Here is a 14,362-nt window from a genome sequence, read left to right as displayed (position 1 = left end):
ACAACTCGTCCAAGCCGGTCATCCACGCCTGGACATCCTCATCGACCAACACAAGATCGACAAGCTACCAGAACATGATCACGAACTGCGGCTGGAGTATTAGTACTACAGCCGCAATCTGGATACTTGAGGTGTTGTCGCTGGTAGTGGCTGTGTCGGGCGCGGGTTTGGTGGAGTCGTCGCCAGTCCGACCAGTGGTCGATGTGTGTGCGGTCGGGTCAGGCTGGCCCATAGGCGTCTGATCTCGTTGCACGACAACGGGATCAGATTCTCATGGCCTCCGGTGGAGCCCCCTTTGCGTCGTGGGTCCGTTCGGTGTGGGCGGTGACGGCGAGGAACGCGGCGGCGAGCATGGACAGGGTGATGTGGCGGTACCAGGCGTCGTATTTGCGGACCTGGTAGTGGTCCAGGCCGGTTTCGTTCTTGGCGAACTGGAAGGTTTCCTCGACGCCCCAACGGCTTCCGGCGACGCGGACGAGTTCGGCCAACGGCACGGGTCGGCGGGTGTGGCAGACGTAGTAGGCCAGTTCGGTGGGTTTGCCAATCGAGCGGCGCACCAACAACGTGTGGGTGTCGGCACCGGGGTCGAGCAGCAGCCAGTTGTAGAGGCGGCCCTTTACTGCCGGCCCCGGCCGAGAGTCGTTGCCAGCCTTTGCGCGGGGCGCTCCCGGTCAGTTCGTCGGCCCGGACGGGTCCGTGCGGGGTGGTGAACCGGTCGTCGCACGAGACGGCCATGACGTAGTCCAGGCCGTGCTCCTCAAGCCAGGTCCGCAGTCCCGGGTTGTCGCCGTAGGCCTCGTCCGCGGTGAACCACGGCACCGTGACACCCGCGTCGAGCAACCGTTGCAGCATCCGCGCGGCCAGGACGGGCTTGGTCGCGAACCCGACCCCCTCGCCGATCCCGGCCTCGGCGCAGCGCTCGCGGTGAGACTCATAGTCTGTCGACTCTTAGGCATCGTAACACCAAGCTAGGGTCGTGGGACCCATCGAGCAGCGCTCTCCGATTCTGCAAGCATTTGGGGCAACTGTCCGCCAGATTCGGGAACAGTCTGGTCTGTCGCAGGAAACCCTTGCCGATCGGGCCGATTTGCACCGAACCTATGTGAGTTCCATCGAACGTGGTGAACGCAATATTGGGCTAATTAATATCGTTGCGTTAGCGGAAGCGCTTGATGTGAAGCCAGGGTTACTGCTAGCCGATCTTCCTGTTCTCCGCTCATATTCTAAGGGTGAAAATGAGTGAGCGAGGGATTTTTCTTGCAGAGTTTGATGACGACTACCAGCGTGTTGCTGGCTTGGACGGAGATTCGCTTCGTCAGCGGATAAGATGCTATTTCCTCCTTGCTCCCTCATTGCTTGTGCATCCCGCTTACGTATGGCAAGCGCCTTTAACTCATTCGATCGTCAACAGGGAAGCTGCTGGCATACTCGCCCCCCCATTTACCAAAATAGTTCTAGGCGACTCTCCCAGCCTGAGCGAATATATGAATCAGCGCATAGCGAAATTGGCAAGGGGGAAAACTTCTGAATCTAATATGGAGCTCCTCCAGTACCGGCGTTGGGGTATCGACTTAACTACACAAGCGGCGGAATTGTCCGAAAGATTCGTAGACAGTGCAGTTAGTTTTAAGGATAGTCGAGATTCGATGTTTCGACAACTGCTCTTGCGTGATCTCTCGAATTCAACGGTTGCCGGAGAGTCTCTTCGTGAGCAGATAGTGCAGCACGTTATGAGGTACCAGCAACCCGTCTCTGTCAAGAAGATTATCCGGGCGCTCAGGGGGTTTATTTCAGGTGCACCTCTCGTATCTCTTGATTCTGTAGTGGATTTCTTTCGTCGACAACATTTGCCAGGTCTGGCTAAAGACGGTAAATTCTACTCTCGACTGCTAGTTTTATACTATCGAGCTAATGTAGACGATGGTTACGTGGTGGCAGGGCTTCCGACACTTGATCCCAATGATCCAACTATTCATCCGTACGATCCCCATTTATTCTGGCGAGTAGTATCTCATGTATTTGGCCCGTCGGTTGGCGAGGCGTTGGCTAACGATGAATCGCCGAGTGTGCGGAATCTATTGCTTCGATTGAAGACCGACAGCGACTGGCAGTTATTTGTTAAAGACTACAACAAACTGCGCGTAGATATGGAAAAAACCTTAATCGCCGAAACCGATCAATTGGCCGGGGAGCTTGAGATGCAGAGTGGGTATGCTAAATTGAAACTACTTCCGAGGGTCTGGAGGAAACAAAAGAGTGAACTTGTGACGTCAATACTTGGGCTCGCTTTTGCTGCACCAACGGCTATGGATCCAGGTTTTTTGGCGATTGGGGGAGGTGTTACTGCCATAATCGGTACAGCTCTCACTTTGCGACCAATCCGGCGGTTTCGTGACGAGTACGAGCATCATTACCTTTCGAGGCTGAAGAAGTCCTTACGTCGAGGCATACGTCTCGCTGTGAATCAAACTGGTACTGCGGATCGCCAGCATTCCGGCTAGAGATCATTCCGGCCTGAAATTCAATAATCGTAAACCTAATGAGCGTGGCGCTGTCGGGGGTCTCGTCGCTGTTATGTCAGCCGACGGATCGCCTGGAACGCGGGCGCTGGATGCCTTGCTTATCGAGGTAGTTCTGGAAGGCTAACGATGGTCGCGCGGACCAGTCCGGCGATCGAGACCCGGTCCGAGCCCTTGCTCGACACCACCACGGTCGGGGTCCGCCCGCGCCGCCCCAGGTTCGGGCCTTCGGCGGGCGCAGTGTCCGCCCGGCTCGTCCTCGAAGCACAGCCAGGCCCCCGCTCCGCCGCTACCGTTTTCCCGCCGGCCACGTCTCCCGACGCCACGTCACGACCGCATCGTCGTCGCGTTCGACCGCCCGGTGCGCCGGCACCTGCGGAGATAACCCCATGGAATGCGATAAGTAGGACACGCCGCGCGGTGTGTAGCGGGTATGGAACAGTTTGGCGATCAGGTCGGAGACCCGGGCCAGGGTCCAGCGCTGGTCGTCGCCGAACCCGTGTGCGGCGGGACCGCGCTCTAAGGCTTCGGCGAGCCGGTCCAACCGTCGCTGGTCGAGTCGGCACGACGACCCGCCCGGGCCCTTCGACGCCAATCCGGCCTCGCCCTCGGTGCGCCATCGACGCCGCCAGGCGTAGACCGCGTTGGTCGACACCCGCAGCCGACGGGCGATCTCCGCCACGGCCACGTCCTGGGCGAACCACTGCGCCGCCTTCAACCGGACCTGCTCGCTTGTGGCCCTGCCCCGCTCGAACAGACCGCCACCATCCGCATACCTCATGACCCCCCGGATACCCAATGCCGGACATGATCATCGAGGGCAGGCCATGAGCAACGCCATCAATCCTGGCCATTCAGAGTCTGTATCGACAAGGCCCAGCCATCAGCACCGGCGGGGCGAGGGCTTCATCCACGACAACTTTCACATCGACTTCGACCGCCGACAGGCCACCTGTCCGCAGGGCCAGGTCAGCAAGGACTTGCACGGCCCATACCCATATCCTCGCCGACTGCAGCCGACATTGACCCCGTGGCCTCGGGTTTACTCGAGTAGTAGGGTTTCTGGCTCGCGACGCGGTCGATGGGAACCAGCGTGCCGTCCAGGATCGCGTAGGCCAGTCGGGCGGGCGCGTTCACCGGCGGCGCCGAGGTCGTCGACCAGTGTGGCGAGCAAGTCCACCACTTCCCGGACGTAGCGCCAGGCGGTGTTGCGGGAGATACCGAACCCGACGGCGAGGCGGGCGTGGATGTCGCCGTTGCGCAGGTGGGCTAGCACGAGCAACGCCTGACGACCGGGCTCCAGGCGCCGCCGCCGCGCCCGCTCTGCGCGGATCAGGTCGCCCAGGCGCACGAAGGTGTAGTTGGACAGCGGAATCGCGGCAAGGTAAGTAGCCGTTTCCGAGCTACCGGCGTTGGGTGAGTCGGCGGGTGGTGATGCGGATCATGGACCAGCGGACCATGGCCTCGTGGTGGTGGCGTAGGCGTTCGTAGTCGCGGACGCAGCGGCGGTGTCCGGTGATCCAGGCCAGAGTGCGTTCGACCACCCATATTCTAGGCAGCATGGTGAAGTACGGCACCTGCGGACGTTGGACGATCTCCACCAGCAGGTCGAGGGTCATGCGGGCCCAGTCGAGCAGGGTGCCGGTGTAGCCGCCGTCGGCCCACACCAGCGTGGCCCGTTTCCCGGCGGTGTCGCGCAGGTGCCGCAGCAGGCTGCGGGCGGCGACCCGGTCCTGCGTCGAGGCGGGCGTGACCAACACGGCCACCAGCAACCCCATGGTGTCCACGACGATATGCCGCTTGCGGCCTTGGACCTTCTTCCCGCCGTCCCAGCCGCGGATGGCCCGATCGACGGTGGCTGCCGCGCGCACCGACTGGGAGTCCATCACCGCCGCCGACGGTGCCGCCACCCGGCCCTTGGCCAGGCGGACCCGGTCGCGCAGCGCGTCGAGCAGTCGTTGCGACGCGCCGACCTTCTCCCAGGCGGCGAAGCGTTTGTACACCGTGGGCCAGGGCGGGAAGTCCGCCGGCAGCGCCCGCCACTTGATGCCGTTGTCGACCACGTACAGGTTCGCGTCCACGATCACGCGGCGGCAGTGCTTCTCCCACCGGCCGCCCGACCGGCCAAGCACGCGGGATCGGGCAGCAGTGGGTCCAGCTCGGCCCACTGCGCATCGGTGACGTCGGTGGGATACCGGGCCGCCCGTCGGGTGGGCTGGTGTTAGGCAGCCAAGCGGCAGCACGGGGCACCCCCGGTGGAACCGCCCGCGGGGATCGGGCACGATAACAACGGAACTCCTGGCAGAGCGGCGCTTCGACAACGTCCGATCTACCAGGAGTTCCTTGTGTCCGCACCAAAGGCCATCCACCAGCCCAAGCTCGGAAACGGCCACTAAGACAGCACAGCGAGGCTCCCGGTTAGGGCATCGGATCTTGGTCGACTGCTGTCTTACCGGGAGCCTTGCCCTTCCCCGCACCCACCACTCAGCCTGCGTCATGACCTGCGACGTCACGATGAAAATGGCTCAACGTTCGGAAGTTTCCGACCACCTCCGCAGCCTTCCTGTAGCCCTCACCCTTCCCATCTCTACCACGGTCACCACCTGCAATTGCAGCAACTCGCGCTCCACAGGGTTATTGCGTGGAAAGTGTCAGCTTTCTTGCATCCCAAGCCGCTGACCAGCGGGTTTGCCGTCATTAGGAAGGCAGCCTCGCACTTTCGTCTCAATAACTTGTGCGCACCTCCGACCGTCGGTGACGGGTAAGTAAACTGAAGCAGATCGTTACTGTCGCCTTCAATGTTATTGTTTACCCTGCACCAGGAAGTCGATTATCTGCTCCATTAGCTCGTAGTGATCAGCAACGATATCGATGGGTGTTTCCGAGATTCTATTCTGCACTTCGTTTGGTCCGACGATTCCTGAGAGTTGTAGAACGTGTTCATCGCCAACGAAGCAGATAAGGTCGGCGTCTGGTAGTACGGATCCTGCAGTGTCCAGGTTTACGACGCGATTGTCTGCAAATATGCATACGTCATCCGTCGGGTATTGTTCCCTGTACGTTTGCCAGTAGCGAGGTGAACTTTTGGTTGCCGACATCGAGTCGGATGAAAGAATAAAGTTTGGCTTAGGGAAGTCCAGGGATTCGAGCTTGAATTCAACGACCCAACGAACGGCGTCGGTAGCAACGCCCAATTTTATGCCGGTTTCGAGAAGCATGGCGTAAGTTTTCTCTGCTTCGGGCATGCGAACGAGGAGATGGCGGGCTGCCCTGTGTGCTTCTCTAGCAAGTTTTGGCAGGCCGAGCCTTTGGCAGTGAAAGTCATAGTCGTACCAAGATGGAGATCCTTTAGTATCGAGAAGCTCCTGCTCCCATGCGATCGTTGCCTCGTTTACGGAAATTTGCGAGGACGAAGCCAGGTGTTCGACTAGGAATAGCGTGACGGCTTTCTCGAACTCGACATTATCGACAAGAAGTCCGTCGCAGTCTAGAAGGACCGCCGAATGTGACCTCATGAATTTCCTTCCGCTGGTCGATGGCCTATTTCATGAGTCTTAACCTGTTCTATCGTCATAGGGTACCTCCTTGTCTAAGGCTGCTATAGCCTAGTTACTCCGGTCCCGCAGTTCCGAAGCCTAGAGCGTTCGGACTGGTTCGGCGTCTCCCAACCCACCGTGTCTCCCGTGTCCTCGACGCATCGCGCCGCTGCTCGGACAGGTCACCTGCCCGCACACCCCGCCTCTGCCCGACGCGCTGCGCGGCCGGGTCGTGCTCAGCATCTCCGGCCTGAAGTGGCTCACCTCCGACCACCACCGCACCAACCAACTCTCCGTTGCCAACGACACGCGCAAACCGTCACCCAACGCCGTCAAACATCCTTCGGCGCGACCCGCGGCACCGCCCCACCGGAATGGCCCGACCGCCTGGGCTTCGTCGGCGGCCACAACGACGAGTCGGGCCTGACCCAGGTCGGCGCACGCCTGTACGACCAGTCCTCGAGTCGGTCCCTCTCCGCCGACCCGGTCATCGACAACTACGACCCGCAGCAGCTCAATGGCACGCCTACGCCAACAACAGCCCGGTGACGTTCAGCGACCAGACCGGTCTGCTCAGGGACTGCGGCTCCGACGGCGTGCTGTGCGGCTACAACCCGCTGTTCACCAGAACCGCGAGAGCTACGAGCGGGAACGGCAGGCCTTTTACGATCGTGAGCGGGCGTGGCAGCAGGCGAACCGGAACAACGAAAGGGCGTTGAGGAACAGCCTGGCCTTGGAGGGCATCTCCTGGGAGGACTACCAGAAGGCGCTGGCCGACGTCCACAAGTGATCAAGGAAGTCGCCTGGGAGGTCCTCAAGGACATCTCGGGCTGGCACGACATCGTCGACTGCTTCTCCAAGGGTGACATCTGGGCTTGTGGTCGCCTCGTCGCCGGCCTCGTGCGGTGGGGCAAGGTCGGCAAGATGCTCGAAACCGGCTTCAATGCGGTGAAGGCGGTCAGTCGCCTGGCGGGCATCGTGGACAAGGCTAAGGGCGTCCTGCGCCGTGTCCAATCCATCGCCGACAACGTCTCCCGCGCCGCCACCGAACAGTTCCAGAAGCTGACATTGAAGGGCGGCGGAGCTGTGTGAAGCACAGCTTCCGCCACGACCCTGGTCCTGATGGCCGACGGCTCCACCAAACCCATCGCCGAAGTCGAGATCGGCGACAAAGTCAAAGCCACCGATCCCACCACCGGCGAGACCACCGACCGCGACGTCGTCGCCACCATCGTTCACGCCGACGAAGACGACATGACCCGCCTCACCATCACCGCTGGAGACGGCACCATCGACGCCACCTACTGGCACCCCGTCTGGATTGCTGCCGAAGGCCGCTTCGTCAACATCGGCGACCTCAAACCCGGTCAACAACTTACGTCGATCGGCAGCACCTCGCCACAGGTCACTGACTCGATCGCTACACCCACGTTGAGCCTGTCTACGACCTCTCCATCGAGAGCAGCCACACGTACTACGCACGCGCGGGGACAGTGCCGGTCCTCGTGCACAACTGTGGTTCTGGTGATCCACTCGACGAGGCACGTGAGGCGCGAGACCGCCTCGCCCGGGCGGTCGCCCATTCCGCCTGGTCGCCAGTGCGCGCCCCTGAGTTCAACGCCCCGACGGCGGTCGCCGTGCTGGAGGCGTGCGACGAGCGTGCGGGCTTCCTTTTGTTTCGCCGGCAGGGCCGGTGCCGCGGCGACAGCGGCGACACGTGGGATAGGAGTTCTAGGCCATCTGCGCCCGGCCGATCCGACGGCTCTGGGTTTCCGGACGAGTCTCCTGCTGCGACATGGCGCGATCGGGGCGCACGATTGACCGGGCGGTTGGCGTCTGCACTGCGATTGCGGACCAAGTGCCACACCGTACGTGGGAACGCATGTTCGATGCTCGAGTCCGGCCTCTGTCGTCATTCACACTGCGGATGTGGAGCAGATCTGGAGCAGGCGGTGGAGTTGAACGACGCGCGACAGCTCCGAACAGCGGTGAACGGTACCGGCTGACGTGCGGGTTCTCTGTTTGTGCTGGTCAGGGCACTCACGGGACCATGCTGGCGGTGTGAGGGTCAGGGGTTCGAGTCCCCTCAGCTCCACAATCGAATACAGCACATGGATCGCCCGCTGACCTGCGATAATGCAGGTGGCGGGCGATCTTGCTTTGCGTCCACTGTGGACCGGGCCCGCCGATCTGGAGCACGGGCGTGCTCCGCACGAAATGTTGTCAGCGTTGTGCTCCAGGTCTCGGTGACCCGGCCGGATGGTGCTGCCGGTGACTTTTCAACGGCCGTAGCGGTTGCCGATGCCCGGCTCCGGTGTTACCGACCCTCGAACGGTTCCAGACGGCCGTCAGCGGGCGTATGGAGCCGCGTTGTCGTTACGCCGGTCCGATCGTTGGCCAGTTCCTCGTGTACACCACGGTCGGGTGCGGTTGTGGGTTGGCCGGCATGTCTGTCATGACGCCGGAATCTCTGTCATGACATCGTCGAGGGCGATGTCACCGTCCACGGTGACAGGCTTGTCGGCGCGGTTGTCGCCGCTGAGGCAGTAGGTGTGGAAAGGAGCCGGATGATTGCCACCACCGACACTGGGCGCGCACGGTACCCCGTCACCTGTTCGTGCCCGACGACTACGCCAACAGGTCCTCACCATCAAGGCTGGCGAACCCGGCGGCAGGCCCGCCAGTCGCATCTCCGTTTGACGACCGACCCGGCCACCGCGTCCTCGAGATCGGTGCCGGCTACAACGCCGCACTGCTGCCGACATCCTCGGTGACCGTGCCGTGGCCTCCGACTCGTCTGCACTGTGCGGGCAGCGCGGTGATAGGAAGGTCGCGGTTGCCGAGGACGGCTCGGTGTGGCCGTGCGTGTTTTCGCGTTGGCTGCCGGTGGGTAACGTGCGGCTTGCTCCGCTTGTCGAGATCCTGAACGGACCAACCATGCTGGCGACGACGACTGCGTTGGCCGAGCGGTTCGCGCAACGACCGGTGTCGCCGTGTGTGCCGAACATGTGCGACCCGCAGTGCGGGCCGAGTTGTGGCCCGGCGTGCAACCCTGCGGGCAACTGCACGCCCAAGGGGAAATGCGTCCCGACCGAGTACTGATCAAGACAGCCCATGCTTGCCCGCCGCGCGTACATTCCCGACGACCTACTGCCCTCCGGCCTTCCGGATTCACGACCGCGGCCGCTCACCGTGCCGTGCCTGGCGCAGATGACCGATGAAGGCATGGTCTTCGAGCGGCCAATCACCTTCCTGGTCGGGGAGAACGGTTCGGGGAAGTCGACCCTGGTCGAGGCATTCGCCGAGGCGTGGGACTGGACGCGCATGGCGGGCGAGCGGGTCGGTCGCAAGTGCTGGCAGCAAGTGGAGGCACCTCGATCCCGGACGCCAAGGGTTGGTGCTGGCGCATCTGCGCTGCGGCAACACGTACATCCGCCTTGCCGCCGGGTTCGGCATCCGGCTTGGCCACCGTCTGCCGCTACATCCACGAAGCCACCTGACTCCTTGCCGATCTCGTCGAGGCGACGTAGGCAAGTCCTACGTGATCCTCGATGGCACCGTGCTGTCCATCGACCGGATCGCCGCCGACGGTCCGTACTACTCCGGAAAATTCAAGCGCCACGGCATGAGTGTTCAAGTCCTCGCACACCCGCCAGCGGGCAAGGCATACCGACGCGGTAGCGACTCTGTCCGCATCCCTACCTAAGCAGGTGGCATAACCTTTCGCCTGGCCAGCAGGCGGCCAACCGCTTTTACGCACACATCCGGGCGCTTGGCGAACGAGCCATCTCCCTCTCAATGCCTGCGCAGACTCCATTGCTCTACCACTCGCATCACCGACCTGACCTAAGTCGTCCTTGCACTCCGCCTCGACGCCGGATGAGAATAGACGGGCTCACTACCGACGACGCAGCAACTTCAATAGGTACGTCGTCAACTGGCGGACGTCGTTCGGCGTGTTTTGCAAGTTGTTCCAGCGCCGCTCGCCATCGCTGAACTTCCAACTTCCGGATGTCCACGCCATGTGCGGACGCAGGCTCTCCAAAGTTTCCCTGAGTTCTACTGTTTTCACGCCTTCGGCCGGTACGTCCTCTGTCAACGTGTCCATGACGAAGCCCAGCGATTGGATGCCGACGCCGTGCGTCAAACGTGAACTGCGCGGCGGCTTGCTCCACTCCTCGGGAAAAACGTCGCGCACCACTGACCAGAAGCCAATCAGATGGGTGAGCATCCGATCCACGTCGCCAGTGCCGTCGACGGGGTTGCGGTACTGGTAAAGCGCTCCCTCGAAAAGGCTGTGCTCGACCATCTTCAGGACGCTGTTGTCCTTGATGTAGCCGTCGGGCGCAGTCGGTGACGCAATAATGCGGAAGAACGGGCTCTCGCGCTTGCCGTTCAAGCGCGTCATCAGTTGCGCCGGCAGGCGACGGCGCACGTAGGCATCAGGCAGGTGACCGGTGGTGTCGGGAAGCAACTCGTGGATGAGGCCCTTGGGCAACGCCCTCGTGGAGTTGACCAGGATGAACTGCGAGCGCTGCTCCTCTTCCGAGTCGGTGATGAAGCCCACGACCGCGACGGGGAACTCGGCGACGTCGGCATCACGGATCGCGGCGCTGCGCTGCTGACCGTCGACCAGCCACGCGGGCTTCTCGGCCTCGGACAGGCTCTCGTCCACCGGGATGACGAGTTCCCCCGGAACCGAGTAGTCGACTGTGTCCGAGGGGATCATCAAGGAGGGTGTGAACTGCACGCGCTCGTCGAAGGCGACGACGATCGCGTTGGGCAGCATCGCCCCGCCCGACTCGAGGTACTTGCGGATACCGCGGATGTGGCTGAGCACCTCCGGACGCTGATAGCCCTGCAGTTGCTCGTCATCATCACGGCGGATGCGCGACACCGCTGCGAAGCTGTGCAACTTCTTGCCGTCGACGGCGAAGCAGTAGATCCGTCGACGCCCCTGCCGGACCTCGAGGGCCGGGAGTCGCAGGGTGTACCTGTCAGCCACTTTCTCTCCTAGTTGAGGGGGCGGTCTCACCGCGAACCGGTCGCGGGGCGACCTTGCGCATCTTGGCTTCCAGGACGGCGAGGTTGTGGAACCCACGCCGCTTGTTCCGCTCCGTGCCTCGGAAGATCACTATCTCGACGCCGTGCTTTTCGCACAACGCACATGGGCAGTACTTCCAGGGACGAGCCTCCAGCGTTCTACGGTACTGGACCAGGTAGCTCTTCTTCTTCGTCTGGTTGTCGCCCAGCACCAGCGCTTCGTAAGCAGCCAGGGCGGTCATGACGTGCTCGAGGTCTACAACGCCCTGGTCGTATCCGCGCAAGGCGCTCAGGCACTCCCGTTCCGCAAGGATGGCATCACGTTGCGACACCGCTCCTGAGAGGATCGCTCGCTTCAGCGCTGGGTTGCCGTCAACCTGGGGGACGCGTACGGCCGTGTAGGCGCCGTCCTCAGTGTGGTAGTTGTTCCGGTCGTCCATGAACGACTGCCGAAAAGCCGACGTGCTGTCGAAACTGGTCACACCGAGTCCGGCGAAGCGCTCCATGCTCTCCACACGGGTGATCCCGAGAAGGTGCAGCTGCGTCTCCGCCTGCAGGACGGTTGAGATCTCCTCCAAGCACGCCAGAATCTCGTGGGTCTTCAGCGGCACCATGCCGCCGAGCGCGATCCTGCGGTACCCCATCTCTTGGAGGCGGGCCACGCTGTCCGTGTAACTGGCAGGGCTCCACCCCTGCGCGGCACCGACAGGTTCGACAAGGCTGCCCCTGCTCTGGACGGCGGCGAGGAACTTCTCCGCGAGGTCCAGGGATATGTGCCGCCGTTTCGCCCAGGCGGGGTCTACCGCGTCTTCGCCTGCTTCCGGTAGGTAGCCGAAGATGACGTGGTCGATGCTGACGCCCGAGTCGAACCCGCACTCGTCATAGAAGTCGAGGACCTCATCGACCGAGTAGGGCGGGTACTCCTCCTCGGCGTAGTTGAAGGCGCCGCAGTCGCCGAGACTGGCAGTGTCAGGCGGCAGCCTGAAGAACTTGCGCACTCCTAGGCGGTAGAGCCTCGCGCGCTGGGGTGCGGGGTACTTGCCTGCCCCCTTCATCGAGCCGTCGACGATCGCCTTGCTGACGAGGATGCCGTCGTAGGGGGACGGTGTGACCGCCTCGTGCGCGTACACGTCGTCGCGCTGGCGGACCCTGGTAGGCAGGTACTCGTCGTTGATGAAGTCGTACGTCGGGCTGACGAGGTCCTGACTGTCCGGGAAGTAGAACTTCACGACGCGTTCACCCGCGACTTGACGTAGACACGGATGATGAAGTTGGACAGGACGCTGATGTGCCGCGGGGTGTTCTGGAGTTCGTTCCAAGCGATGTTCAGCTCACTCCACCGCCCCTTGGTCCAGTGACAGTGATCCGCGATCAAGGTCAGTTCCTTCTTCATCTGCTCGACGACATCTGCGGCGCCCAGGTCTACGTTCGGGACGATCTTGTCCATGAGTCGCCCCATGGCTCTGATCCCGACACCGTGCATCAGTCTGCTCTTGGTCGGCGGCAGACCCCAGGCATCGGGGAAGGTGTGCTGCACGGCGGTCCAGTAGGAGACCAGGATCTTGCGTATCGCACCCGTGTCTATGGTGCTGTTCGACAGGTTGCGGTAGAGGAACAAGATGCCCGCGGACGAGTTGAGGGACTCCTCGACCGCAGCGGTGAGGCTGTTGTCGGTGACGACGGCGGTACCGCGCTGTTCCGGGCTGGTCGACGGTCGCTTGATCAACCCCCGGAAGGGCGAGTCCGAATCCTGGTTGAGCATCGTGACCAGGGCGGACGGCAACTTGCGGGCAGACAGCTTCGCGGGCAGGGCCGTGCCCACCTCGGGCAGAAGTTCCGACACGAGGTTGGCGGGCAGCGGCGACACCGTGTTCACCCGCAGGAACTGGTCGCGTTGGGTGGCGATGTCCTCGGCGACGAACCCGGCGACCGTCACCGGTAGGCGGGTCCGCTTGGTCCGCGCGAGGGCCAGGCTCCGCTGCTGGCCGTCCACGATCCACGCCGGTCGGGGTTCGTCCGGGGTCTGCGGGAGCGGGATTTCGAGTGTGCCGCTCGTGGCCAGGCCGTCGGTGGCTGAAGGACCTGGACTGGATCGAAAGCGAACCGAGTCGGGCAGAGCCATGATCAACCCGTTGGGGAACAGCACCTCGTCGCTGTCCAGGTACTCAAGGATCTGGTTGACGTGCTGCTTCTTCTCAGGGCGCTGATAACCGAGGAGTCGACCAGCGTCATCCCGAGAGATCCGCGCCACGTCGGAGATCAGCGCGACTTCCTCGGCCGCGAGGGTGAAGATGTACAGGGGGATCGTAGGGTGCTGGTGCACCTTCAACGCCCTGCGCTTGAGGTTCACCGCTCTCCCATCGTCTCGGAGTAGAGGTTGGCGAACCTCTTCTGCTCGCAAGCCTTGCCGCTCTCCCTGAGCAACCGGTGCAACCTCGTGCGCGAGATGCCGTCGTGCTTGGCCGCCGACGCCCGGATGAAGTCTTTGACCTCCGCGTCCGTCATCGGTGTGCGGTTGTAGGTCTCGCGGTGCGCCGAGTGCTCGACCCAGCGCGTCCACGACTCCGTCGTGGCAGGTGAGGTCAGCACACCGTCCTCGCAGTGGGTCAGCCAGGAACCGGCCATCCGCGCGTTCAGCCCGGTGAGGGTACCGCCCAGCGCTTTGCGAAGCGATCCGTTGGCTCGTACGCGCTGCACCCCGGGTATGTCCTCGCTGCCGCCGACGAGAAGTGTGTCACCGCCCAGCTGACCGAGTTCGCCCAACTCGGCCGTCAGTACGCTCCCGTAGACTTCGGACAGCACCAGGAGCACGGAACTGCGGGAGCCCAGATCGGCAAGGGTCGACGTGCCGATGCGCTCCTGGAGGCCCTTCCACCACAGCCTCCGGTCGACGCCGGCCGATGCGACGCTGTCTTCATGGCCGGCGCTGAAGGTTGCGGCATACGCCGGGAACGAGGCGGTGGCGGGCTGCAAGCCCAGCCCTGCGGACACGACCCACAGCTCCGCCTCGAACCCCGCACGGGTTGCCGCATCGACCACGGCGTGCGCTTGGAGCCAGTGCTCACCCTTGTACAGGCCGCTCAGAGGGGTGCGGTCCCTCTCCGCGCGGACCCGGTCCGTCCACGTCTCGAGTCGGCTGCTCACCGTGCCCGTCGGGAGGGAACCCACACGGAGAGCCGGAGGCGGGACGAGCATCTTACGGTCCGTGCAGGTCACTACCACGGATAGTTTCTTCACGCCTCGCCGGCTCCCTTGAACCCTAAC

The 14,362-nt window shown here is 62.8% G+C and carries 14 protein-coding genes and 5 pseudogenes; 9 read left to right on the top strand and 10 right to left on the bottom strand.

Features of this window, described 5'->3' with window-relative positions; all coding sequences use genetic code 11:
- Positions 1–263: 263 nt before the first annotated feature.
- Both ADK67_RS51785 and ADK67_RS55555 read right to left on the bottom strand, forming a co-directional pair.
- Positions 264–557, bottom strand: a complete 294-nt coding sequence (locus tag ADK67_RS51785; protein WP_231648617.1) for a transposase — start codon at positions 555–557, stop codon at positions 264–266.
- A gap of 160 nt (positions 558–717) precedes the next feature.
- Positions 718–864 (bottom strand): annotated as a pseudogene (locus tag ADK67_RS55555) (transposase); the annotation flags it as partial.
- Between the two features lie 112 nt (positions 865–976).
- Between ADK67_RS55555 and ADK67_RS50040 the strand changes: the two are divergent.
- Positions 977–1,243 (top strand): helix-turn-helix domain-containing protein, encoded by a 267-nt coding sequence (locus tag ADK67_RS50040; protein ID WP_231648615.1) that lies wholly within the window; start codon positions 977–979, stop codon positions 1,241–1,243.
- The gene (locus ADK67_RS51775; RefSeq protein ID WP_157621498.1) at positions 1,230–2,501 is read left to right on the top strand and encodes a hypothetical protein; all 1,272 of its coding nucleotides are present in this window, start codon (positions 1,230–1,232) and stop codon (positions 2,499–2,501) included. Before ADK67_RS50040 ends, ADK67_RS51775 begins: the two co-directional genes overlap by 14 nt.
- A gap of 307 nt (positions 2,502–2,808) precedes the next feature.
- On the opposite strand, the gene ADK67_RS41660 is transcribed toward ADK67_RS51775, so the two are convergent.
- The 4 genes and pseudogenes from ADK67_RS41660 to ADK67_RS51770 form a co-directional block, all read right to left on the bottom strand.
- Positions 2,809–3,300, bottom strand: coding sequence for a helix-turn-helix domain-containing protein (locus ADK67_RS41660; protein WP_269436158.1), 492 nt, complete (start codon positions 3,298–3,300; stop codon positions 2,809–2,811).
- Positions 3,301–3,537: 237 nt separating this feature from the next.
- Positions 3,538–3,894: pseudogene (locus ADK67_RS50035) on the bottom strand (helix-turn-helix domain-containing protein); the annotation flags it as partial.
- 28 nt (positions 3,895–3,922) lie between these two features.
- Entirely contained in the window at positions 3,923–4,651 is a 729-nt protein-coding gene (locus ADK67_RS41655) for an IS5 family transposase (RefSeq protein WP_197289873.1), read from the bottom strand.
- A 669-nt stretch (positions 4,652–5,320) separates the two neighbouring features.
- The gene (locus ADK67_RS51770) at positions 5,321–6,034 is read right to left on the bottom strand and encodes a hypothetical protein (RefSeq protein ID WP_157621496.1); all 714 of its coding nucleotides are present in this window, start codon (positions 6,032–6,034) and stop codon (positions 5,321–5,323) included.
- A gap of 622 nt (positions 6,035–6,656) precedes the next feature.
- Here ADK67_RS51770 and ADK67_RS41650 point away from each other — a divergent pair.
- From ADK67_RS41650 to ADK67_RS55535, 7 genes and pseudogenes are all read left to right on the top strand, one after another.
- On the top strand, positions 6,657–6,845 hold the full coding sequence (locus ADK67_RS41650; RefSeq protein WP_053722115.1) for a hypothetical protein: 189 nt from the start codon (positions 6,657–6,659) through the stop codon (positions 6,843–6,845).
- Positions 6,842–7,147 (top strand): hypothetical protein, encoded by a 306-nt coding sequence (locus ADK67_RS41645; RefSeq protein WP_053722114.1) that lies wholly within the window; start codon positions 6,842–6,844, stop codon positions 7,145–7,147. Before ADK67_RS41650 ends, ADK67_RS41645 begins: the two co-directional genes overlap by 4 nt.
- A 30-nt stretch (positions 7,148–7,177) precedes the next feature.
- A pseudogene (locus tag ADK67_RS55550) lies at positions 7,178–7,429 on the top strand (Hint domain-containing protein); the annotation flags it as partial.
- An 80-nt stretch (positions 7,430–7,509) separates the two neighbouring features.
- The gene (locus ADK67_RS55545) at positions 7,510–8,061 is read left to right on the top strand and encodes a hypothetical protein (RefSeq protein ID WP_082404624.1); all 552 of its coding nucleotides are present in this window, start codon (positions 7,510–7,512) and stop codon (positions 8,059–8,061) included.
- A 775-nt stretch (positions 8,062–8,836) separates the two neighbouring features.
- Positions 8,837–9,157 carry an SPASM domain-containing protein gene (locus ADK67_RS50020; RefSeq protein ID WP_269436157.1) on the top strand — a complete coding sequence of 107 codons (321 nt, stop codon included), beginning with the start codon at positions 8,837–8,839 and terminating at the stop codon, positions 9,155–9,157.
- Between the two features lie 12 nt (positions 9,158–9,169).
- Positions 9,170–9,325 (top strand): annotated as a pseudogene (locus ADK67_RS55540) (ABC transporter); the annotation flags it as partial.
- A 271-nt stretch (positions 9,326–9,596) separates the two neighbouring features.
- Positions 9,597–9,707, top strand: a pseudogene (locus ADK67_RS55535) (IS5/IS1182 family transposase); the annotation flags it as partial.
- Positions 9,708–9,953: 246 nt separating this feature from the next.
- Here the strand turns inward: ADK67_RS55535 and dbpB (ADK67_RS41640) are convergent.
- Genes dbpB (ADK67_RS41640) through ADK67_RS41625 form a run of 4 tightly spaced genes read right to left on the bottom strand, consistent with a single transcriptional unit; the run spans position 9,954 to position 14,137 of the window.
- Positions 9,954–11,060, bottom strand: a complete 1,107-nt coding sequence (gene dbpB, locus ADK67_RS41640; RefSeq protein WP_053722113.1) for a DGQHR domain-containing protein DpdB — start codon at positions 11,058–11,060, stop codon at positions 9,954–9,956.
- Entirely contained in the window at positions 11,053–12,327 is a 1,275-nt protein-coding gene (dpdA, locus tag ADK67_RS41635; protein WP_053722112.1) for a tRNA-guanine transglycosylase DpdA, read from the bottom strand. Before dpdA ends, dbpB (ADK67_RS41640) begins: the two co-directional genes overlap by 8 nt.
- Entirely contained in the window at positions 12,324–13,448 is a 1,125-nt protein-coding gene (dbpB, locus tag ADK67_RS41630) for a DGQHR domain-containing protein DpdB (protein WP_197289872.1), read from the bottom strand. Before dbpB (ADK67_RS41630) ends, dpdA begins: the two co-directional genes overlap by 4 nt.
- Complete coding sequence (locus ADK67_RS41625; RefSeq protein WP_157621494.1) at positions 13,445–14,137, bottom strand: hypothetical protein; 693 nt, start codon at positions 14,135–14,137, stop codon at positions 13,445–13,447. The genes dbpB (ADK67_RS41630) and ADK67_RS41625 overlap by 4 nt, the downstream gene beginning before the upstream one ends.
- Positions 14,138–14,362: the final 225 nt, after the last annotated feature.

The organism is Saccharothrix sp. NRRL B-16348, assembly GCF_001280085.1.
Classification (GTDB): Bacteria; Actinomycetota; Actinomycetes; order Mycobacteriales; family Pseudonocardiaceae; genus Actinosynnema.
The sequence above is the reverse complement of the archived record's forward strand: the minus strand, read 5'-3'. Positions and strand labels throughout refer to the sequence as shown.

Bases quoted from the DNA above. Each gene is read 5' to 3' on its own strand.
- ADK67_RS41660 (WP_269436158.1), bottom strand. From the start codon at position 3,300: ATGAGGTATGCGGATGGTGGCGGTCTGTTCGAGCGGGGCAGGGCCACA.
- ADK67_RS51770 (WP_157621496.1), bottom strand. From the start codon at position 6,034: ATGAGGTCACATTCGGCGGTCCTTCTAGACTGCGACGGACTTCTTGTC.